This is a genomic window from Streptomyces sp. NPDC026394, assembly GCF_055567735.1.
This window is the reverse complement of the sequence record NZ_JBVHPX010000005.1, coordinates 409762-430198: the sequence shown is the minus strand read 5'-3', so window position 1 is coordinate 430198 and position 20437 is coordinate 409762. Positions and strand designations below refer to the sequence as shown.

At 71.0% G+C, this 20437-nt stretch carries 19 protein-coding genes; 3 read left to right on the top strand and 16 right to left on the bottom strand.

The features are described 5' to 3' along the window. Nucleotides 1-44 precede the first annotated feature (44 nt). Complete coding sequence (gene rpsD / locus ACZ4QV_RS15645) at nt 45-656, bottom strand: 30S ribosomal protein S4 (protein WP_030023487.1); 612 nt, start codon at nt 654-656, stop codon at nt 45-47. Between the two features lie 185 nt (nt 657-841). On the opposite strand from rpsD, the gene ACZ4QV_RS15640 reads away from it, so the two are divergent. Further along, complete coding sequence (locus ACZ4QV_RS15640) at nt 842-1600, top strand: DUF2470 domain-containing protein (protein ID WP_361156373.1); 759 nt, start codon at nt 842-844, stop codon at nt 1598-1600. 78 nt (nt 1601-1678) lie between these two features. Here the strand turns inward: ACZ4QV_RS15640 and ACZ4QV_RS15635 are convergent, their stop codons facing one another. The 5 genes from ACZ4QV_RS15635 to ACZ4QV_RS15615 all read right to left on the bottom strand — a co-directional run bounded on the left by ACZ4QV_RS15635 (nt 1679) and on the right by ACZ4QV_RS15615 (nt 6719). Beyond that, the gene (locus ACZ4QV_RS15635) at nt 1679-2194 is read right to left on the bottom strand and encodes a 2,4'-dihydroxyacetophenone dioxygenase family protein (protein WP_361589844.1); all 516 of its coding nucleotides are present in this window, start codon (nt 2192-2194) and stop codon (nt 1679-1681) included. Between the two features lie 231 nt (nt 2195-2425). Next, nucleotides 2426-3781 (bottom strand): replication-associated recombination protein A, encoded by a 1356-nt coding sequence (locus ACZ4QV_RS15630; RefSeq protein WP_361156104.1) that lies wholly within the window; start codon nt 3779-3781, stop codon nt 2426-2428. Between the two features lie 91 nt (nt 3782-3872). After that, entirely contained in the window at nt 3873-4517 is a 645-nt protein-coding gene (locus ACZ4QV_RS15625; protein WP_361156107.1) for a vitamin K epoxide reductase family protein, read from the bottom strand. Between the two features lie 208 nt (nt 4518-4725). Next, a complete protein-coding gene (hisS, locus tag ACZ4QV_RS15620) occupies nt 4726-5988 on the bottom strand; it encodes a histidine--tRNA ligase (RefSeq protein ID WP_361589848.1) in 1263 nt (420 codons plus the stop codon). Nucleotides 5989-5999: 11 nt separating this feature from the next. Then, nucleotides 6000-6719 carry an MBL fold metallo-hydrolase gene (locus tag ACZ4QV_RS15615; protein ID WP_361156111.1) on the bottom strand — a complete coding sequence of 240 codons (720 nt, stop codon included), beginning with the start codon at nt 6717-6719 and terminating at the stop codon, nt 6000-6002. A gap of 155 nt (nt 6720-6874) precedes the next feature. On the opposite strand from ACZ4QV_RS15615, the gene ACZ4QV_RS15610 reads away from it, so the two are divergent. Beyond that, nucleotides 6875-7699 carry a peptidylprolyl isomerase gene (locus tag ACZ4QV_RS15610; protein ID WP_361156114.1) on the top strand — a complete coding sequence of 275 codons (825 nt, stop codon included), beginning with the start codon at nt 6875-6877 and terminating at the stop codon, nt 7697-7699. 252 nt (nt 7700-7951) lie between these two features. Continuing rightward, nucleotides 7952-9184 carry a DUF349 domain-containing protein gene (locus tag ACZ4QV_RS15605; RefSeq protein ID WP_361156116.1) on the top strand — a complete coding sequence of 411 codons (1233 nt, stop codon included), beginning with the start codon at nt 7952-7954 and terminating at the stop codon, nt 9182-9184. A gap of 57 nt (nt 9185-9241) precedes the next feature. Here ACZ4QV_RS15605 and ACZ4QV_RS15600 read toward each other — a convergent pair whose 3' ends face one another. From ACZ4QV_RS15600 to pdxT, 10 genes are all read right to left on the bottom strand, one after another. After that, nucleotides 9242-11758, bottom strand: a complete 2517-nt coding sequence (locus tag ACZ4QV_RS15600) for a RelA/SpoT family protein (RefSeq protein WP_361156118.1) — start codon at nt 11756-11758, stop codon at nt 9242-9244. A 219-nt stretch (nt 11759-11977) separates the two neighbouring features. Continuing rightward, complete coding sequence (locus ACZ4QV_RS15595) at nt 11978-12526, bottom strand: adenine phosphoribosyltransferase (protein WP_361156121.1); 549 nt, start codon at nt 12524-12526, stop codon at nt 11978-11980. Next, nucleotides 12523-13665, bottom strand: a complete 1143-nt coding sequence (gene secF, locus ACZ4QV_RS15590; protein ID WP_361156124.1) for a protein translocase subunit SecF — start codon at nt 13663-13665, stop codon at nt 12523-12525. The genes ACZ4QV_RS15595 and secF overlap by 4 nt, the downstream gene beginning before the upstream one ends. 1 nt (nt 13666) lies before the next feature. Beyond that, nucleotides 13667-15439 carry a protein translocase subunit SecD gene (secD, locus tag ACZ4QV_RS15585; protein ID WP_361618635.1) on the bottom strand — a complete coding sequence of 591 codons (1773 nt, stop codon included), beginning with the start codon at nt 15437-15439 and terminating at the stop codon, nt 13667-13669. A 149-nt stretch (nt 15440-15588) separates the two neighbouring features. Next, entirely contained in the window at nt 15589-16158 is a 570-nt protein-coding gene (gene yajC / locus ACZ4QV_RS15580) for a preprotein translocase subunit YajC (RefSeq protein ID WP_361156129.1), read from the bottom strand. A gap of 162 nt (nt 16159-16320) precedes the next feature. Further along, a complete protein-coding gene (gene ruvB / locus ACZ4QV_RS15575; protein WP_467762985.1) occupies nt 16321-17421 on the bottom strand; it encodes a Holliday junction branch migration DNA helicase RuvB in 1101 nt (366 codons plus the stop codon). A gap of 142 nt (nt 17422-17563) precedes the next feature. Further along, the gene (ruvA, locus tag ACZ4QV_RS15570) at nt 17564-18184 is read right to left on the bottom strand and encodes a Holliday junction branch migration protein RuvA (RefSeq protein WP_361589857.1); all 621 of its coding nucleotides are present in this window, start codon (nt 18182-18184) and stop codon (nt 17564-17566) included. Then, a complete protein-coding gene (gene ruvC, locus ACZ4QV_RS15565; protein WP_361589860.1) occupies nt 18181-18804 on the bottom strand; it encodes a crossover junction endodeoxyribonuclease RuvC in 624 nt (207 codons plus the stop codon). Before ruvC ends, ruvA begins: the two co-directional genes overlap by 4 nt. 150 nt (nt 18805-18954) lie before the next feature. Further along, complete coding sequence (locus ACZ4QV_RS15560; RefSeq protein ID WP_360135757.1) at nt 18955-19707, bottom strand: YebC/PmpR family DNA-binding transcriptional regulator; 753 nt, start codon at nt 19705-19707, stop codon at nt 18955-18957. Nucleotides 19708-19809: 102 nt separating this feature from the next. Then, nucleotides 19810-20397, bottom strand: coding sequence for a pyridoxal 5'-phosphate synthase glutaminase subunit PdxT (gene pdxT, locus ACZ4QV_RS15555; protein ID WP_467762971.1), 588 nt, complete (start codon nt 20395-20397; stop codon nt 19810-19812). Nucleotides 20398-20437 lie beyond the last annotated feature (40 nt).

Below are 20437 nucleotides of genomic sequence, written 5' to 3'. Positions count from 1 at the left end.
CGCGCGGGGCGCGCGGACCGATCCGTGCGGTGCCTACGCCTGGATCAACGGGCGTAGTACTCGACGACGAGCTGCTCGTCGCAGATCACCGGGATCTCCTTGCGCTGCGGGTCACGGTCCAGGCGGAACGCCAGGGCCTTCAGGTTGACCTGCAGGTAGCGGGGGGTCTCGCCGTCGGGGGCGTAGCCACCCTCACGCGCGACCTGGAAGGGGTGCTTCTCGCGGCTACGCTCGCGGACCATCACGACGTCGTCGGGACGGACGCGGAAGGAGGGCTTGTCGACCTTGCGGTCGTTCACCGAGATGTGGCCGTGGACGACCATCTGACGGGCCTGGTAGATCGTCCGGGCGATGCCCGAACGCAGGACGAGCGCGTCCAGACGGCGCTCAAGCTCGATGATCAGCGCCTCGCCAGTCTTGCCTTCGACCTTCCGAGCGCGGTCGTAGGCACGCGCCATCTGGCGCTCGCTGATGTCGTACTGCGCACGCAGGCGCTGCTTCTCCAGCAGACGGACCTTGTAGTCACTGTTCTGCTTGCGGCCACGGCCGTGCTCGCCGGGCGGGTAGGGACGGGCCTCGAAGTACTTGACGGCCTTCGGCGTCAGGGCGATGCCGAGAGCGCGCGACTTCTTGACCTTGGGACGCGACTGGTTCACGTGGAACGGACCTCCGTGTAGGTTAGGTTAGGCTTACCTTACTTCGAGGAGAACGCATGTTTCGACCTGGGATCCCCCTGCCCGGTGCTGGTCAGAGCACCGGGACGGGTCAGCCGCGTCCCGTGGAAGACGCCCAGCAGCCAGCCGCCGCCGAGCGCGTACGAACCCTCGTCGAGTCCAATGGTATGGCCTCGCTGAGCATCCCCGGAATCGAGGACCCCGACGACGCCGGACTCTCGTCCCCAGTATGCCGTACGGTCACCGGTGCTGGTGACGTGCTCCTCCTGGTTCCCGGGGACGCCGCGGCCGCCAGGGCCGCCGCCCACGCCCAGGACGACGACCTGACCGCCGTGATGGAGATCACCGACGTGGCACCCGTCTCGGTGCCCCACCGCATCCGCGGCCGGGCCTGGGTCGCGGGCTGGCTCACTCCCGTACGCAACGAGGAGCGCGCCCGCGCGGCCATGCTGCTCGCCGAACGGCACCCGGTCGGCGAGCTGCTCGGCATCGGCGAGGCCCTCCAGCCCGACCCGCCGCCGGGCATGTTCGGGCGGCCCGCCTGGATGATGCTGCGCATGGAGGTCGGCGAGGCGGCCGTAGACGACCTGTGGGGCGCCCAGGCCATCGAGCCTGACGAGTTCGCCCAGGCCGAGCCCGACCCGCTGGCGGCCCACGAGGCGGAGCTGCTCCAGCACCTCCACTCGGCCCACAGCGACCAGGTCCGCGGGCTGTGCACGCTGCTCGGGGACCGCTCGCAGCGCGCGTGCGACTTCCGCGACCGGGCCGTACCGGTGGCCCTGGACCGCTTCGGCCTGCGGGTGCGCTTCACCGACGACGCGCACCGCTCCTTCGACGCCCGCTTCGACTTCCCCGAACCCGTCCGCGACGTCTCCGAACTCCGCCGCGCCATGCACACCCTCTTCGACGCGGCCGCGTCCGGATGACCACCGGCGCCGCTCCTCGCCGGACGGGCCGGCCCCCGGCCCGTCCGGCGATCGAGAAGCCGCGCCGAAGCCCCGGTGTCACAGATAGAGCGCCCGGTTGACCGGAATGCCCTGCTCCGCGCAGCCGCGCTCGTAGTGGTCGATGAACCAGAAGACGTCGATCACCTCCGTCACCCGGTCCCGCTCGTCGAGGAACTCCACCGGCCCGTTCAGCCAGAAGACGGTCTTCATGCCCTCGTCGGAGACCAGGGTGTGGGTACGGCCCGGACTCTCCCGGACGAAGTCACCGGGGCGCCCGGCCCAGTCGTACTCCAGGTAGCGCCAACTGCCGTCGAGCACATAGCCCGAGACCGGGCCCCGGTGGCGGTGCCGGCCCAGCACCCCGCCCGCCTGCACCCACAGGACGTTCGCGGCCGAGCTGCTGCGGACGTCGAACGTCAGGTGCTTGATCATCACCTGTGGGGCGAACGGGAGCCACGGCGAGTCCGCCTCCGCGATGTGCCCTTCGGGCAGCGCGTACTGGTCCCGGCGCCGGTCGATCCGCGCTTCGATCTCGGTCAGGCTGTCCGCATGCGGATTCGAGCTGGTCGTCATGGCGGAATCCTTCCTGTGGGTGCCGGGTCCTGAGCGGACACGCGAGCACAGCCATGGTCGGCTCCCCGCACCCCGGCCCGACAGTGGCTTCCCGGACGGCCGGGGGACGGAAGGGCCCGCACCTGACGACCGGTCTCAGCGGAAGTCAGTCCGTCCGGCATTTGAGGACGGCCCCCGGCCACGAGTGACCCGCACCCGGCACGCAACCGCCCCGTCCACACACCCCGGCGTTTACGGTTCCTCGCCGCGCAGGCGGCCCCGCACCCGGTCCGTCACGTCCGCGTACCGCGCCTCGGCGCCGTACCGCGTCGGCGCGTAGTACCGCTTGCCGTGCACCTCGTCCGGTGCGTACTGCTGGGCCGCGATCCCGCCGGGCAGGTCGTGCGGGTACTGATAGCCCTTGCCGTGTCCCAGTTTCTCGGCGCCCTTGTAGTGACTGTCGCGCAGATGCGACGGCACCGGGCCCGCGAGTCCGGCCCGTACGTCCGCGAGGGCCGCGTCGATGGCCAGGTAGGCCGCGTTGGACTTCGGGGCCAGCGCCAGCGCGATCGTGGCCTGGCTGAGGGTGATCCGGGCCTCCGGGAAGCCGATCAGCGCGACGGCCTGGGCCGCGGCCACCGCGGTCTGCAGGGCGGACGGGTCGGCGAGCCCGATGTCCTCGCTCGCCGAGATCATCAGCCGGCGGGCGATGAACCGCGGGTCCTCGCCCGCCTCGATCATCCGCGCGAGGTAGTGCAGTGCCGCGTCCACGTCGGAGCCCCGGATCGATTTGATCAGGGCGCTGGCGACGTCGTAGTGCTGGTCACCGGCCCGGTCGTACTTCACCGCGGCCCGGTCGACGGACTCCTCCAGCGTCTGGAGGGTGATCTTCTTCTCCCCCTTGGAGATCGCCGATCCGGCCCCCGCCTCCAGGGCCGTGAGCGCGCGGCGCGCGTCGCCGCCCGCGATGCGCAGCAGGTGCGCCTCGGTGTCCTCGGGCAGGGTGACCGCGCCCGCCAGCCCCCGCGCGTCCGTCAGCGCGCGCTTGAGCAGGCCGCGCAGGTCGTCGTCGGTGAGCGGTTCGAGTGTCAGCAGCAGCGAGCGGGAGAGCAGCGGGGAGATCACCGAGAAGTACGGGTTCTCGGTGGTGGCGGCGATCAGCGTCACCCAGCGGTTCTCGACGGCGGGCAGCAGGGAGTCCTGCTGGGCCTTGCTGAAGCGGTGGATCTCGTCGAGGAAGAGGACGGTCTCCTTGCCGTAACCGCCGGAGGCGCGGCGCGCGCCGTCGATGACGGCGCGGACTTCCTTGACGCCGGCGGTGATCGCGGAGAGCTCCACGAAGCGCTTGTTCGTCGCCTGGCTGACCACGTACGCGAGGGTGGTCTTGCCGATGCCGGGCGGGCCCCACAGGAAGACGGAGGACGGCCCGGCGGGCCCGCCGTCGCCCTCGCCGACCAGGCGGCGCAGCGGCGATCCGGGCTTGAGCAGATGCTGCTGGCCGACCACCTCGTCGAGGGTGCGCGGACGCATCCGTACGGCGAGGGGTGACCCGGTCGGGTCTTTCTCCTGGCGGTCTTCGGCAGCGGCGGTGAACAGGTCGGGCTCCACGCTCAGAGCCTAATTCACCGCACTGACAACGCCGCCGGGGAGCCGGATTCCCGGCCGCCCGGCGGCGTGGTGCGAAGACCCGTGTACCGGTTCAGATCAGCGAGCTCCAGTACGACCACCACTTGGTGAGGATCAGCAGCGCGATCACGCCGTACCAGAGCACCGGCACGACCCAGTGGAACTCCAGCACGGCCTTCCGCAGGCCGGCCGGTGCGGGGATGATCCCGTGCTTGAGGTTGTGCACGGTGGTGTACCAGAACATCAGGATGGTGACGCACCAGGTCAGCGTGCACCACAGGCACAGCGAGTTGATGACGTACAGCGACTGCGACATCAGCCACATGCAGAAGACGGAGCCGGCGAGGGTGCCGATGTTCAGGCCGATCCAGTACCAGGCGCGGTAGCGGGCCCCGGCGAGCAGGCCGACGCCGATCCCGATGACCACACCGAACGCGATCAGGCCGGCGACCGGGTTGGGGAAGCCGAAGACCTCGGCCTGCTGGCTCTGCATCACATTGCCGCAGGAGACGATCGGGCTCAGGCTGCAGGCCGGCTTGAAGTTCGGGTCCTTCAGCAGCTCGATCTTGTCCATGGTGATCACCCAGGACGCGAGCAGGCCCAGGGCGCTGGTGATCACGAGCAGCCAGGCCAGCCCCCGCCCCGAGCCGGTCGGGCCGCCGCCGCGGCCCGGGTGATCGTCGCCGGTGGACACGTCGTCAAGCGCTGTCGTCGTCATATCGCCGTTCCGTCGGTGCCGTGGGGAGTGAGCGGGCGGCGCGTTCCAACTGGCGCGCGCCGGGCCCTCATTCTGCCCCAACCGGACACCCGACCACTGTTCGATGCGCATAAAGACCCCCTTCCGAGCCACCGCGCGGACAGCGCGGTGGACGGCCGGAAGGGGGCCCCTACACGACGACGACGGCCCCGTACAGAGGCGGCAGGGGTCAGCCGAGCCTGCGGCGGACCTCTTCGACCACCGAGTCCAGCGCGACCGGCGTCTGCTCGCCGCTCTCCAGATCCTTGAGCTGCACGACGCCTTCGGCCAGATCCCGCTCACCGGCGACGACCGCGAGGCGGGCGCCCGAGCGGTTCGCCGACTTCATCGCGTTCTTCAGGCCCTTGCCGCCGTACGCGAAGTCGGTGGCGACCCCCGCCCGGCGCAGCTCGGTGACCGTGCCGAACAGGGTCCGCCGGGCCTCCTCGCCGAGCGGCACGGCGAAGACGGCCGTGCTCGCGGGCAGCTCCAGCTCGACGCCCTCGGCCTCCAGGGCCAGCACCGTGCGGTCCACGCCGAGCGCCCAGCCCACCGAGGGCAGCGCGGGGCCGCCGATCATCTCGGACAGGCCGTCGTAGCGCCCGCCGCCGCCGACCGCGGACTGCGAGCCGAGGCCGTCGTGGACGAACTCGAAGGTGGTACGGGTGTAGTAGTCCAGCCCGCGCACCAGCTTCGGGTCGTCCTCGTAGGCGACGCCCGCCGCGGTCAGCAGCTCGCGCACCTGCTCGTGGTACGCCTTGCACGCCTCGCACAGGTGGTCGCGCAGCAGCGGCGCGCCCACCAGCTGCTTCTGCACGTCGGGGCGCTTGTCGTCGAGCACCCGCAGCGGGTTGATCTCGGCGCGGCGGCGGGTGTCCTCGTCCAGGTCGAGCCCGTACAGGAACTCCTGGAGGGCCGCCCGGTAGACGGGGCGGCACTCCTTGTCGCCGAGCGAGTTGAGCAGGATGCGGAAGTTCTTCAGGCCCAGCGACCGGTAGGCGTCGTTCGCCAGGATGATCAGCTCGGCGTCCAGCGCCGGGTCCTCGGCGCCGATGGCCTCGGCTCCGACCTGGGAGAAGTGGCGGTAGCGGCCCTTCTGCGGGCGCTCGTAGCGGTAGTACGAGCCGGAGTACCAGAGCTTGACGGGGAGGTTGCCCGCCTTGTGGAGGTTGGCCTCCAGGGCGGCGCGCAGCACCGAGGCGGTGCCTTCGGGGCGCAGTGCGAGCCGGTCGCCGCCCTTGGTCTCGAAGGCGTACATCTCCTTGGTCACGATGTCGGTGGACTCGCCGACGCCGCGCGCGAACAGCTCGACGTTCTCGAATCCGGGCGTCTCGACGTAGCCGTAACCGGAGCGCTTGAGGGGTCCGGAGATCGCGTCGCGGACCGCCAGGTAGGTGGCGGACTGCGGCGGGATCAGGTCGTAGGTGCCCTTGGGGGCCTTGAAGGTGCTCACGGAAGTTCTCGTCACATTCCTCGTCGCGGAGCCGGGCTGTGCGGTGCGCCGTCTCCGAGGCCGGCGGCCACCTCCCGCAGGAACGGGTTGGTGGCGCGCTCGCGGCCGATGGTGGTCTGGGGGCCGTGGCCGGACAGCACGACGGTCTCGTCCTGGAGGGGCAGGCACACCCGCTCCAGCGACCGCAGTATCTCGGCGTGGTCGCCGCCCGGCAGGTCGGTGCGTCCGATGGAGCCGGCGAACAGCAGGTCGCCCGAGAAGAAGACCGGCGGAATGTCGGCCTGCTCGGGCAGCCGGAAGGTCACCGACCCCTTGGTATGGCCCGGGGCGTGCGCGACCGAGAACTCCATCCCGGCCAGCTCCAGCCGCGCGCCGTCGCCCAGCTCCTTGACGTCGTCCGGCTCCCCCACGGTCAGCTCACCCATGAGCTGCTGCCCGATGGAGCGGCCGAGGGCCTTCTCCGGGTCGCTCATCATGTAGCGGTCCTCGGGGTGGATCCAGGCGGGCACGTCGTGCGCGCCGCACACCGGGACGACCGAGGCGACGTGGTCGATGTGGCCGTGGGTGAGGACGACGGCGACGGGCTTGAGCCGATGCTTCTTCAGCGCTTCCTCGACGCCACGGGCGGCCTGGTGGCCCGGGTCGATGATCACGCACTCCTCACCCGCGGCCGGGGCGACCAGATAACAGTTGGTCCCCCAGGCCCCGGCGGGGAACCCGGCAATGAGCACGTTCGTCCTCAACATTCGACGGCGGCGGACGGATCGCCGGCGGCGATCCGGAAGATTTCGGCTGTTGAAGAGCCTACCGGCGGGACTCCCACCCGGGCGAACCCGTATACGGTACGGCCCACGGCAGACCTCAGCGCACACCTAGGAGACGACCGGTGGTCAGCAGCGATCAGCGGCGGCGGCAGCTCGCCCGCGAGAAGTACGAGCGCCAGCAGCAGCGGCGTGCCGCGGCCCGGCGCAAGACCAAGCGCCGCAACGTGATCGTCGCGGCGGCCGTGGCGGTCGCCCTGGCCGCGGGCGCGGCCGCGTACGCCTCGGTCGGACTGGCGGGCGGCGGTGACACGACGGACGCCGCGGCGCCGAGCCCGAGCAAGCCCGCCGACCCGTGCGGCAAGCCGGCACCGGGCGCGCCGTCCAAGGAGCGCTGGAAGAAGGAGCCGGCGATGACCGTGGACACCTCGGCGTCGTACGCGATGAAGCTCCAGACGACGTGCGGCGACATCGGCATCAAGCTGGATGCCGCGAAGGCGCCGCGCACCGTCAACTCCTTCAATTTCCTGGCGGGTAAGAAGTTCCTCGACCACAGCAAGTGCCACCGGCTGGTCGACCAGGGCATCTACGTCCTCCAGTGCGGCGACCCGACCGGCACCGGCTCGGGCACCCCCGGCTACACCATCCCGGACGAGAACCTGAAGGACCCGAAGCTCAAGGGCGACATCTACCCGGCGGGCACAGTCGCGATGGCCAACCGCTACGACGGCAAGAGCGACAAGACCCGTAACAGCGGCGGCAGCCAGTTCTTCCTGGTCTACCAGGACAGCAAGCTGCCCCCGAACTACACGCCCTTCGGCACCGTCACCGAGGGCATGGACGTCCTGAAGAAGATCGCGGCGGCGGGGTCCACTCCCGACCAGGCGACGGGCAACACCGCACCCAACGCGACGGTGGTGATCGACCGGGCGACCGTCACCAAAACCTGACCGGGTACGCCCCCGGGCACGCCGGAGGCGCCGCCGCGGTGGGCGAACCGCGAAATTTCGGTCGTGCTGGATGCGGACAGCCGACCCGCCGGTCGCCTAGATTGGCGTTGTGTAGGGTGCCTGCTCCGACGGCTGCCACCCGCACCCGCAAGACACCCGTCGGACCGGCCGGGGCGCTGCCCCGCCGGACAGAAACTGTGGACGATGCCGGGGGGCGACGCGCTCTCGTCGGCATCATGTGGAGGAGGCGCTGTGAGCAGCGACCCATGGGGCCGCGTCGACGAGACGGGGACCGTGTACGTGCGTACCGCCGACGGCGAGCAGGTCGTCGGATCGTGGCAGGCGGGAACTCCCGAAGAGGCCCTCGCCTACTTCGAGCGCAAGTATGAGGGCCTGGTCGTCGAGATCGGCCTCCTCGAACGGCGGGTCAGGACCACCGACCTGTCGGCCAAGGACGCGACGGCCGCGATCGACCATCTGCGGCAGCAGGTGGACGAGCACCACGCGGTGGGTGACCTGGACGCGCTGCGCAAGCGGCTGGACCAGCTCGTCACCGATGTCGAGGCGCGCCGCGAGGAGCGCAAGGCGCAGAAGGCGCGGCAGAGCGACGAGGCCCGGCAGGCCAAGGAGAAGCTGGTCGCCGAGGCCGAGGAGCTGGCGGCCAGCGAGCAGTGGCGGGCGGCCGGCGAGCGGCTGCGGGCCCTGGTGGACACCTGGAAGGGGCTGCCGCGGCTGGACCGCAAGGCGGACGACGAGCTGTGGCACCGCTTCTCGCACGCCCGCTCGGCGTTCTCCAAGCGGCGCAAGGCGCACTTCGCTTCGCTGGACGCCCAGCGCGAGGAGGCCCGTAAGACCAAGGAGCGGCTGGTCTCGGAGGCCGAGGCGCTGTCCGGTTCGACGGACTGGGGGGCCACCGCGGCCCGTTACCGCGAGCTGATGGCCGACTGGAAGGCCGCGGGCCGTGCCCAGCGCGAGCACGAGGACGACCTGTGGAACCGCTTCCGCGGCGCCCAGGACGTCTTCTTCCAGGCGCGCAGCGAGGTGTTCGCCGAGCGCGACGCCGAGCAGCGGGAGAACCTGACGCGCAAGGAGGAGCTGGTCGTCGAGGCCGAGAAGCTGCTCCCGGTCTCGGACCTGAAGGCGGCGCGGGCCGCGTTCCGTTCGATCAACGAGCGGTGGGAGGCCATCGGCCATGTGCCGCGGGACGCCCGCCCGAAGATCGAGGGCCGGATGCACGCGGTCGAGCGCGCCATCCAGGAGTCGGAGGAGGCCGAGTGGCGCCGGACGAACCCGGAGGCGCGGGCGCGCGCCGCGGGTCTGACCGGGCAGCTCCAGGACGCGGTCGACAAGCTGCAGAAGCAGATCGACGCGGCCCGCGCGGCCGGCAACGACGCCAAGGCCGACAAGCTCGGCCGTGAGCTGGAGGGCCGCCAGGCACTGCTGGACCAGGCCCTGAAGGGGCTTGAGGAGTTCGGCGGCAAGTAGGCGACAGGACGAGGGCCCCGGTACGGGTGTCCGTGCCGGGGCCCTCGTACGTGCTCGCTACGGCCGTCGGGCCGACGTCACCCGGTACACGTCGTAAACGCCTTCCACGCTCCGTACGGCCTTCAGGACGTGCCCAAGATGTTTCGGGTCGCCCATCTCGAAGGTGAAGCGGGAGGTCGCCACCCGGTCGCGGGACGTCTGGACGGCCGCGGACAGGATGTTGACGTGCTGGTCGGACAGGATGCGGGTGACGTCCGACAGCAGCCGGGAGCGGTCCAGCGCCTCGACCTGGATGGCGACCAGGAAGACCGAGGACTGGGTGGGCGCCCATTCGACGTCCAGAATGCGTTCCGGCTGCTTGGACAGCGAGTCGACGTTGACGCAGTCGGCGCGGTGCACCGAGACGCCGTTGCCGCGGGTGACGAAGCCGATGATCGGGTCGCCCGGCACCGGCGTGCAGCAGCGGGCCAGCTTCACCCACACGTCGTCGACGCCCTTGACCACCACGCCCGGGTCGGCGCTGGAGCGCCGCTTGGAGCGCGGCCGGATCGGCGTGGACTCGGCGATGTCCTCGGTCGCCTCGTCCTGCCCGCCGAGCGCCTGGACCAGCTTCTGCACGACGCTCTGCGCCGTGACGTGGCCCTCGCCGATGGCGGCGTACAGGGACGAGATGTCCGGATAGCGCATCTCGTGCGCGAGGGTGACCAGCGAGTCCCCGGTGAGGATGCGCTGGATCGGCAGGTTCTGTTTGCGCATCGCGCGGGCGATGGCGTCCTTCCCCTGCTCGATGGCCTCGTCGCGGCGCTCCTTGGAGAACCAGGCGCGGATCTTGTTGCGGGCGCGCGGCGACTTCACGAAGCCGAGCCAGTCCCGGGAGGGCCCGGCGCCCGGCGCCTTGGAGGTGAAGACCTCCACGAGGTCGCCGTTGTCGAGGGTCGATTCGAGCGGGACGAGCCGTCCGTTGACGCGGGCGCCTATGGTCCGGTGGCCGACCTCGGTGTGGACCGCGTAGGCGAAGTCCACGGGAGTGGCACCGGCCGGCAGCGCTATCACGTCACCCTTCGGCGTGAAGACGAAGACCTCGTTGCGGGACAGGTCGAAGCGGAGCGACTCCAGGAACTCGCCCGGGTCCTCGGTCTCCTTCTGCCAGTCCAGCAGCTGGCGCAGCCACGCCATGTCGTTGACGGCATCGTCCTTGTTCTTCGGCACGTCCGTACGCACCTTGGACGCGCCGGCCACGGCCTCCTGCTTGTACTTCCAGTGCGCGGCGATGCCGTACTCCGCGCGCCGGTGCATGTCGAACGTACGGATCTGCAGCTCGACGGGCTTGCCGCTGGGGCCGATCACGGTCGTGTGCAGCGACTGGTACATGTTGAACTTGGGCATCGCGATGTAGTCCTTGAACCGCCCCGGGACCGGGTTCCACCGGGCGTGGACGGTGCCGAGCGCCGCGTAGCAGTCGCGGACGGTGTCGACGAGGACGCGGATGCCCACCAGGTCGTAGATCTCGGCGAAGTCACGGCCTCGCACGATCATCTTCTGGTAGACGCTGTAGTAGTGCTTGGGCCGTCCGGTGACGGTGGCCTTGATGCGGGCCGCGCGCAGGTCGGCCTGGACCTCGTCGGTCACTATGGCCAGGTACTCGTCCCGTTTCGGGGCGCGCTCGGCGACGAGCCGCACGATCTCGTCGTACATCTTGGGGTAGAGGATCGCGAAGGCGAGGTCCTCCAGCTCCCACTTGATGGTGTTCATGCCCAGGCGGTGCGCCAGCGGAGCGTAGATCTCCAGCGTCTCGCGGGCCTTCTTCTCCTGCTTCTCCCGCTTCAGATAGCGCATCGTGCGCATGTTGTGCAGCCGGTCGGCGAGCTTGATGACCAGGACGCGCGGGTCCTTGGCCATCGCCACGACCATCTTGCGCACGGTCTCGGCCTGCGCGGCCTCGCCGAACTTGACCTTGTCCAGCTTGGTGACGCCGTCGACGAGCAGGGCGACCTGGTCACCGAAGTCGCGGCGCAGGGTGTCCAGGCCGTACTCGGTGTCCTCGACGGTGTCGTGCAGCAGACCCGCCATCAGGGTGGCCGGGTCCATGCCCAGCTCGGCGAGGATCGTGGTCACCGCGAGGGGGTGGGTGATGTACGGGTCGCCGCTCTTGCGCTTCTGGCCGCGGTGCCAGCGCTCGGCGACCTGGTAGGCACGCTCCACCTGCCGCAGGGTGGCGGTCTCGATCTTCGGGTCGTTGCTGCGCACGATCCGCAGCAGCGGTTCGAGGACCGGGTTGTACGGGCTCTGCCGCTGCACGCCCAGGCGCGCCAGGCGGGCCCGTACCCGGTTGGAGGAGCCGGTACGGCCGGTGTAGACGGGCGGCGTGGGCTTGGCGGCCGGCACGGGCGACGCGGCGGGCCGGACGGCGGGCGGCTGCGACCTGGGCACGCCGGAACCCTCGCTGTTCTTCTGCGCACCCGAGTCCTGCGCACCCGAGGCGGCCGCGTCCGCGGGGCCGGGCTGGTCCGGATGGGCGGACTGCGGCGCCCCCGGGCGGAGTCCGGGAGAAAGCGGCTGGGCCTCGTCTGGCAAGAGCACTCCTCAAAGGGGGTCCGGACCACAAGACCACGAACGGGTCGGGCTGCCATGGTATCGACCTTGGCGCTCCGGCTCTTCCGCGGCCGCCGGGTCCGTACATGACAGCAAAAGGGCATCCGGGTTTGTTCCGGATGCCCTTTTGCTCGCTTTTTGCGGAATTCCGTGCGTACGGAGGCGGTGCGGCCCCCGGCCTACGGACGGCCCGCAGGCTCGTCAGACCGTGATCAGCGACTCCAGCGGAGCGCCCTTCAGGCCCGGCTCCAGCCGCTGCCGCCCGGCCAGGAAGCCCAGCTCCATCAGGACCGCGACGCCCGCGACCTCGGCCCCGGCCCGCCGGACCAGCTCCAGCGACGCCTCGGCCGTACCGCCGGTGGCCAGCACGTCGTCGATCACCAGCACCCGGTCGCCGGGTGCTACGGCGTCCGCGTGTATCTCGATCTCGGCCGCGCCGTACTCCAGGTCGTACGCCTGGCGGAGCGTCGCACCGGGCAGCTTGCCCGCCTTGCGTACGGGGACGAAGCCGATGCCGGCCCGTACGGCCACCGGAGCGGCCAGGATGAACCCGCGCGCCTCCAGACCCACGACCTTGTCGACCCTGTACCGCTCGCACAGCGACACGAACGCGTCGGTCAGCGCGCCGAAGGCGGCCGGGTCCGCCAGCAGCGGCGTGATGTCCTTGAACACCACGCCCGGCTTCGGGTGGTCCGGCACGTCCGCGATCCGGCTGAGCAGCAGCTCCCGCAGGCCGTCGGGGGCGCTCATCGGCGCTTGCCCGACGGACGGCCGCGGCCGCGGCCGCGGGACGCGGGCTGGTTGCGCTGGCCGACCATGCTGCCGGCCGCGTCCTCGTCGCCCTCCGCGTCCTGGGGCGCGTCCTCGTCCCCGGCGTCCCGCGCGGTCTCCTGCTGCTCCGGCGCGTCGGCCTTGGCGGCGGCCGCGGCGCGCTTCGCACGCACCCGCTTGGCCAGCGCCTTCATCGCCGGGTCGCGCTCCTTGAAGTCGGCGACCAACGGGGTCGCGATGAAGATCGAGGAGTACGCACCGGCCGCGAGGCCGACGAACAGGGCGAGCGAGATGTCGTTGAGCATCCCGGCGCCGAGCACACCGCCACCGACGAAGAGCAGTCCGGCGACCGGCAGCAGCGCCACGACCGTGGTGTTGATGGAGCGCACCAGGGTCGAGTTGATGCTGCGGTTGGCCAGCTCGCTGTAGGTGAAGCGGGTCTGCTTCCCGATGTCCTTCGACGCTTCCTTGAGGCTGTCGAAGACCACGACGGTGTCGTAGAGGGAGTAACCGAGGATCGTCAGCAGACCGATGACGGTGCCCGGGGTGACCTCGAAGCCGACCAGCGCGTACACGCCGACCGTGATCGTGAGGTCGTGGATCAGGGCGATCAGGGCCGCCAGCGCCATTCTCCACTCGAAGGCGATGGCGAGGTAGATCACCACGAGGATCATGAAGATCCCCAGGCCCAGCCAGGCCTTGTTGGCGATCTCCTCACCCCAGCTGGGGCCGACGAGCTGGGTGTTGATGTCCTTGACCGGGACGTCCAGGTCCTTGGCCAGGGCCTCCTGCACCGGCACCGACTGCTGGGTGTCCAGCTCGCTGATCTGGATGCGCAGACCGCCGTTGCCGAGCTTCTGGACGGTGGCCTGGTGGCCCTCCGCCGCGGCCTCGGCCTTGTGCTCCGCCTCCGTCGCGGAGACGGACGTCTTCGGAGTGGTGAAGACCGCGCCGCCGGAGAACTCGATGCCCATGTTCAGGCCGCGCACCGCCAGGCCGACGATGGCCGTGATGGTGATCAGGATCGAGATGCCGTACCAGATCTTCCGCTTGCCGATGAAGTCGTAACCGACCTCACCGCGGTAGAGCCGGGCGCCGATGTTGCCGAGCTTCGACATCTCACGCCTCCTTCGTCTCGGTGGGGGCGGTGGTACGACGGCGGCGCAGCGGCGGCTTGGCGCCCAGACGCTTGGGGTCCAGACCGGACCACGGGTGGCCGTTGGCGAAGAACTTCCGCCGGGCCAGCAGCGTCATCAGCGGCTTGGTGAAGAAGAAGACCACCACGACGTCGAGGAGGGTGGTCAGGCCCAGCGTGAACGCGAAGCCCTTCACCTTGCCGACGGTGACGATGAACAGCACGAACGCCGCTAGGAACGACACGAAGTCGGAGACCAGGATCGTGCGCCGGGCCCGCGGCCAGCCGCGTTCGACGGCCGGGCGCAGGGTGCGGCCCTCGCGGATCTCGTCCCGGATGCGTTCGAAGTAGACGATGAAGGAGTCGGCCGTGATGCCGATGGCGACGATGGCGCCGCAGACGGCCGGCAGGTTCAGCGCGAAGCCGATGGCCGGGCCCAGCAACGTCATGATCGCGTAGGTGAGGACCGCGGAGACCGCGAGGCTCGCCAGCGCGACCAGCGCCAGACCGCGGTAGTAGGCGACCAGGTAGACGACGACCAGCACGAGGCCGATGGCGCCCGCGATCAGGCCCGCCTGGAGCTGCTCGCCGCCGAGCGCCGCGGTGACCGTGGTCTCGTCGGCGATCTTGAAGGAGAGCGGCAGGGCGCCGTAGGACAGCATGTTCGCCAGGTCCTCGGCGGTCTGCTGGGTGAAGCCGCCGGAGATGGTGGCGCTGCCGCCGTTGAGCCGCTGGCTGACCCGCGGGTCGGAGACGACCGCGCCGTCCAGCACGATGGCGAACTGGTTCTGCGGCTGGGTCTTGGCGGCCAGCTTGCCGGTGATGTCGGCGAACTTCTTGCCGCCGGCGCCGGTGAAGTCCATCTGGACGATCCAGCCCTGGCCCTGCTGGCTGTCGAAGACCGCGGAGGCGTCCTTGACGTCGGTGCCCTCGACACCGACCGGGCCCAGCACGTACTTCTGCGAGCCGTCGTCCTTGCAGGCCACGACCGGGTCGGACGGCTTGACGCCGGCCGCCTTCTCACCGGCCGCCGCGCGCGACTGCTTGGTGGTGCAGTCCAGGTCGGCGAGCTGCTTCTGCAGCGCGGCCGGGATCTCGTCGGCGCCGGTGGACGGCTGCGGGGTGTCGCTCGGCGCGGGCGTGCTGCTGCCGGACGCCTTCGGCGGGTCGGACGGGCCCTTCTTCAGCGCGCTGGTGACGGCGCGGCCCTGGGTCGTCGAGGTGGGCGTCGGCTTCGCGGAGGACTTGTCGCCCTGCTTGCCGTCGTCCTTCCCGTCCTTCTTGCCGTCGTCGCCCTTGCCGCTCGCGGACGGGGTGGGGCTCGGGCTGGTCGACGGTGTCTTCGCACCGGCGGTGGTGGTCAGCACCGGCCGGAAACCGAGCTGAGCGGTGGTACCGACCTGCTGGCGGGCCTGTTTCGCGTCCGTCCCCTTGGGGATGTTGACGACGATGTGGTTGGTGCCCTGGGTCTGGACCTCGGCCTCGGACACGCCGAGCCCGTTGACACGCCGCTCCATGATGCCCGCGGCGGTGTTCATGTTGGTCTCGTTGATCGCGTTGGGCTTGCCGGGCTGGTTACGGGCCTCCAGCGTGAAGCTCGTACCGCCGGCGAGGTCGATGCCCAGCCGGGGCGTCGAGCTGCCGGAGAGGAACATCCCGCCGACCAGCGCCACCATGGCGATCAAGATCAGGACCAGGGTGCGCCCCGGCCTTCCCTGGCCCCCAGGAGACCTGCGGCCCTTTTTCGGTGCTGCCACCTTCTCGTATCTCCCTGTCCAACCGCCCGGCTCGGTGCCTGCCGAGCGGCCACGAAGTGTAGTGGGGACGTGCCCCCGCCGGAGCCTAAACCGTCCCGGAACCGCGGTGCACCGCTCGAAGGGTGCTCCGCGGTTCCGTCGGGGCGGGGCTACTTCGCGTCGGCGCCGCCGTCCTTCTTCTCGGCCTGGTCGGCCTTGTCGGCCTGCGCACCGCTCTTGGCGCCCTCGGCGGCCTCGGCACCGGCCGCGTCCTCGGCCTTCCCGGCGTCCTTCGCGGCGGCGGGCTCGCTCTTGGCCAGGTCGGCCTTCGGCGACTTGTCCAGGTTCGCGGGCTTGTCGCCGGCGTCGGCCTGGTCGTCCGCGGCGGTCACGGCCGGGGTGCCCTCGGTCAGCGAGGAGGCGTCGTCCGGCACGACCGCGCCGTCCTTGCCGCCCTCGGCGCCGTCGAGGATGCGGTTGTACTCCTCGTCCGGGAGGACAGCGCCGACCGCGTTCTTGGCGTAGAGGGCGTGCACGCCGGGGGCCACCTCCAGGAGGACGGTGTCGTCGTGGATCTCCTTGACGGTGGCGTACATGCCCCCAATCGTCCGGACGCCGGTGCCGGGCTGCATCTCGTCGCGCATCTGCGCGGCCGCCTGCTGCTTCTTCTTGGCGGACCGGGTCATCAGGAACATGGCCCCGATGAGGACGATGAAGGGGAGGAGAGTCACGATACTCACGGGACGAAAATCCTTCGCACGACCGCAAGTCCGCGGTCTGATATACGGGGGTGGGAATGCCGGACCATACGGTCGGCATCGGCGGAGTCTAAGCGAGTCCGCACCGGTGGAACAACGCCCAGCATGGCACCGCAGTTCCTGACCGGGCGAGTCCCCGCGCCGTCACGCGCCGAAGAGCCCCTGCTGTCCGGCTCCGCCCGCCTGCTGCTGGGGCGGCGTCAGGCCCATGTGGGTCCATGCGGCGGGGGTGGCGATCCGGCCACGGGGGGTACGGGCGAGCAGGCCCTCACGTACGAGGAACGGCTCGGCGACCTCCTCGACGGTCTCACGCTCCTCCCCCACGGCCACCGCCAGGGTGGACAGGCCCACCGGTCCGCCGCCGAACAGCTTGAGCAGCGCGGTGAGCACCGCGCGGTCCAGGCGGTCCAGGCCGCGGGCATCGACCTCGTAGACGCCCAGGGCCTGCGCCGCGATCTCTCGGGTGATCACACCGTCCGCCTTGACCTGCGCGTAGTCGCGGACGCGGCGCAGCAGGCGGTTGGCGATGCGCGGGGTGCCGCGGGAGCGCCCGGCGATCTCCGCGGCGCCCTCGGCCTCTATGTGCACGTCGAGCAGTCCGGCGGAGCGGTGGATGACGCGTTCCAGTTCGCCGGGGGCGTAGAACTCCATGTGGCCGGTGAAGCCGAAGCGGTCCCGCAGCGGCGGGGGCAGCAGACCGGCCCGGGTGGTGGCGCCGACCAGGGTGAAGGGCGGCAGCTCCAGGGGGATGGCGGTGGCGCCGGGGCCCTTGCCGACGATGACGTCGACGCGGAAGTCCTCCATGGCCATGTAGAGCATCTCCTCGGCGGGCCGGGACATCCGGTGGATCTCGTCGAGGAAGAGCACCTCGCCCTCCTGGAGGGAGGACAGGATCGCGGCCAGGTCGCCGGCGTGCTGGATGGCGGGGCCCGAGGTGATCCGGATCGGGGCGCCCATCTCGGCGGCGATGATCATGGAGAGGGTGGTCTTGCCCAGGCCGGGGGCGCCGGAGAGCAGGACGTGGTCGGCGGTGGCGCCCCGGGCGCGGGCCGCGCGCAGGACCAGGTCGAGCTGCTCGCGCACCCGCTCCTGGCCCACGAACTCCTCGAGGTCCTTGGGGCGCAGCGCGGCCTCGACCGCGGTGTCCTCGCCGTCCGCGTCGGACCCCACCAGCCGGTCGGGCCACTCGGCCGTGCCGTCCGGAGGCGGTCCGGCCGCGGTCTCGGTGGGCTCGTCCCAGTTCACTGCGTCCTGCCTCACGTGGTCGTACCGGCCGGGTCGGCCGGCTTCGCGTCGCGGTTCTTACGGGGGTGGCCGGGCGTACGGCCGGGGACCGCCGGGGCCCGCCCGGCCCGGTGTCCTGCGTCCGCCGCGCGGTGCACCGGGCTCACCGCGCCCGGTTCAGCGACTGGAGGGCGGCCTTGAGCAACTGCGACACCTGCGGCGTGCCGCCCTCGGCGATCGCGGCCTCGGCCTGCGGCGCGACCGCGGACACCGCCTCGTCGGCCTCCCGGGTCGCGTACCCGAGGCCGATCAGCGCGGCGTGCAACTGGTCGCCCCACCCGGCCGTCACGGCGCTGCCGACGCCCGCGCCGCCCGTGCCGACGGGCGCGCCGAGCCGGTCCTTCAGCTCCAGAAGGAGCTTCTGGGCCCCCTTCTTGCCGATGCCGGGCACGGCCGTCAGCGTCTTCTCGTCGCCGTTGGCGACGGCGAGCCGCAGCGTGTCCGGGGAGTGCACCGCGAGCATGGCCTGCGCCAGCCGCGGGCCGACTCCGCTGGCGGTCTGCAGCAGTTCGAACGTCTGGCGTTCGTCGTCGTCCGCGAAGCCGTACAGGGTGAGCGAGTCCTCCCGGACGACGAGGGAGGTGGCCAGTTTGGCCTGCTGGCCGATGCGCAGCCCGGACAGGGTGCCCGGCGTGCACTGCACGGCCATGCCGATGCCGCCCACCTCCACGACGGCGGTGTCCGGGGCCAGGGCCGCGACCGGGCCGGAGACGAAGGCGATCATCGGGTGCCCTTCTGGGGTGCCTCGGAGCGCGGTCCGAGAGCGTGTACGGGGGTGCGCCGGGTGACGGCGGGCGCCGGGCGGGCACGGGCGGCCGCCTGTGCCTGCCGGAGCCGGTTGGCGGCGTGTGCCTGCTGGAGGCGGTTGACGGCGGGAGCGCGCCAGATGTGGCAGATGGCCAGCGCCAGCGCGTCCGCCGCGTCCGCCGGCTTGGGCGGGGCGTCCAGCCGCAGCAGCCGGGTGACCATCGCGCCGACCTGTGCCTTGTCGGCGCGGCCCGACCCGGTCACGGCGGCCTTGACCTCGCTGGGGGTGTGCAGCGCGACGGGCAGTCCGCGGCGCGCGGCGCACAGCATGGCGACCGCGCTGGCCTGGGCGGTGCCCATGACCGTACGGACGTTGTGCTGGCTGAAGACCCGCTCGACGGCGACGCAGTCGGGCCGCTGCTCGTCGAGCCACTCCTCGATGCCGCGCTCGATGAGCACCAGGCGGTGCGCGATGTCCGCGTCGGCCGGCGTCCGTACGACACCGACGCCGGCCATCGTCAGCGGGCGGCCCGCGACGCCGTCGACCACACCGACACCGCAGCGTGTCAGCCCCGGGTCCACGCCCAGCACCTTCATCGCCGCTCCCCCCACTTCTCCCCTGGGTCCAACCGTTCTCCGCGGGCCTCGACCCGCTGATCAGCACAGTATCCGCTGCCACTGACAACGCAGGACGGGCCGGCGGGGTGTGTTCCCCGCCGGCCCGTCACCGCCGCAGCTGACCGCCCGTCAGGCGTCGACCTTCGCCATGACCTCGTCGGACACGTCGAAGTTGGCGAAGACGTTCTGCACGTCGTCGCTGTCCTCCAGCGCGTCGACCAGCTTGAAGATCTTGCGGGCGCCTTCTTCGTCCAGCTCGACCTGCATGGTCGGCACGAAGTTGGTGTCGGCCGAGTCGTAGTCGATGCCCTCCTTCTGGAGAGCGGTGCGGACCGCGACCAGGTCGGTGGCCTCGCTGAGCACCTCGAAGGACTCACCGAGGTCGTTGACCTCCTCGGCGCCCGCGTCCAGGACCGCGCCGAGCACGTCGTCCTCGGACAGCTCGCCCTTGGGGACGATCACCACGCCCTTGCGGTTGAACAGGTACGAGACCGAGCCGGGGTCGGCCATCGAGCCGCCGTTGCGGGTCATCGCGACCCGCACGTCCGAGGCGGCGCGGTTGCGGTTGTCGGTGAGGCACTCGATGAGCACCGCGACACCGTTCGGGCCGTAACCCTCGTACATGATCGTCTCGTAGTCGGCGCCGCCGGCCTCCAGGCCCGCGCCGCGCTTGACCGCGGAGTCGATGTTCTTGTTCGGCACCGAGCTCTTCTTCGCCTTCTGGATGGCGTCGAAGAGGGTCGGGTTGCCCTCGACGTCGGCGCCGCCGGTGCGCGCCGCGACCTCGATGTTCTTGATCAGCTTCGCGAAGAGCTTGCCGCGCTTGGCGTCGATCACGGCCTTCTTGTGCTTCGTCGTAGCCCATTTAGAGTGGCCGGACATCCGCCTGTCTCCTTCGCGTAACCAGGTTGAGAAACGAACGCCACAGATCCTACCGGGACGGGATCGGGCCGCCGCACACACGGCGGCCGACCCACGGGACCGCTACGCGCCGCGCACCATGTCGACGAAGTACGCGTGCACCCGGTGGTCACCGGTGAGCTCCGGATGGAAGGACGTGGCAAGGACGGTACCCTGCCGGACCGCCACCGTGTGCCCGTCGTACGACGCCAGCACCTCGACGGCGGCCCCCGTCGACTCGACCCAGGGCGCCCGGATGAACACACCCTGCACCGCTCCGCCCCCGATTCCGGCCACCTCGACCGCCGCCTCGAACGACTCGTTCTGCCGCCCGAAGGCGTTACGGCGCACGATCATGTCGATGCCGCCCAGCGTCTCCTGGTCGGCGCGGCCGCCCAGCAGCTTGTCGGCCAGCATGATCATGCCCGCGCAGGTGCCGTAGACCGGCTTGCCGGAACCGACGAACTCTCTCAGCGGCTCCAGCATCCCGAAGACGACCGCCAGCTTGGACATGGTCGTGGACTCGCCGCCCGGTATGACCAGACCGTCCAGATCAGCCAGCTCCTCGGGCCGGCGCACCGGCCTGGCCGGCGCGTCCGCCGTGGCCAGCGCCCTCAGATGCTCGCGCACGTCGCCCTGGAGGGCCAGCACGCCGATGGTGGGGTTGCTCATCCGTCCGCCGTTCTCCCACTCGCCGTTCCCGCGTCCCGCC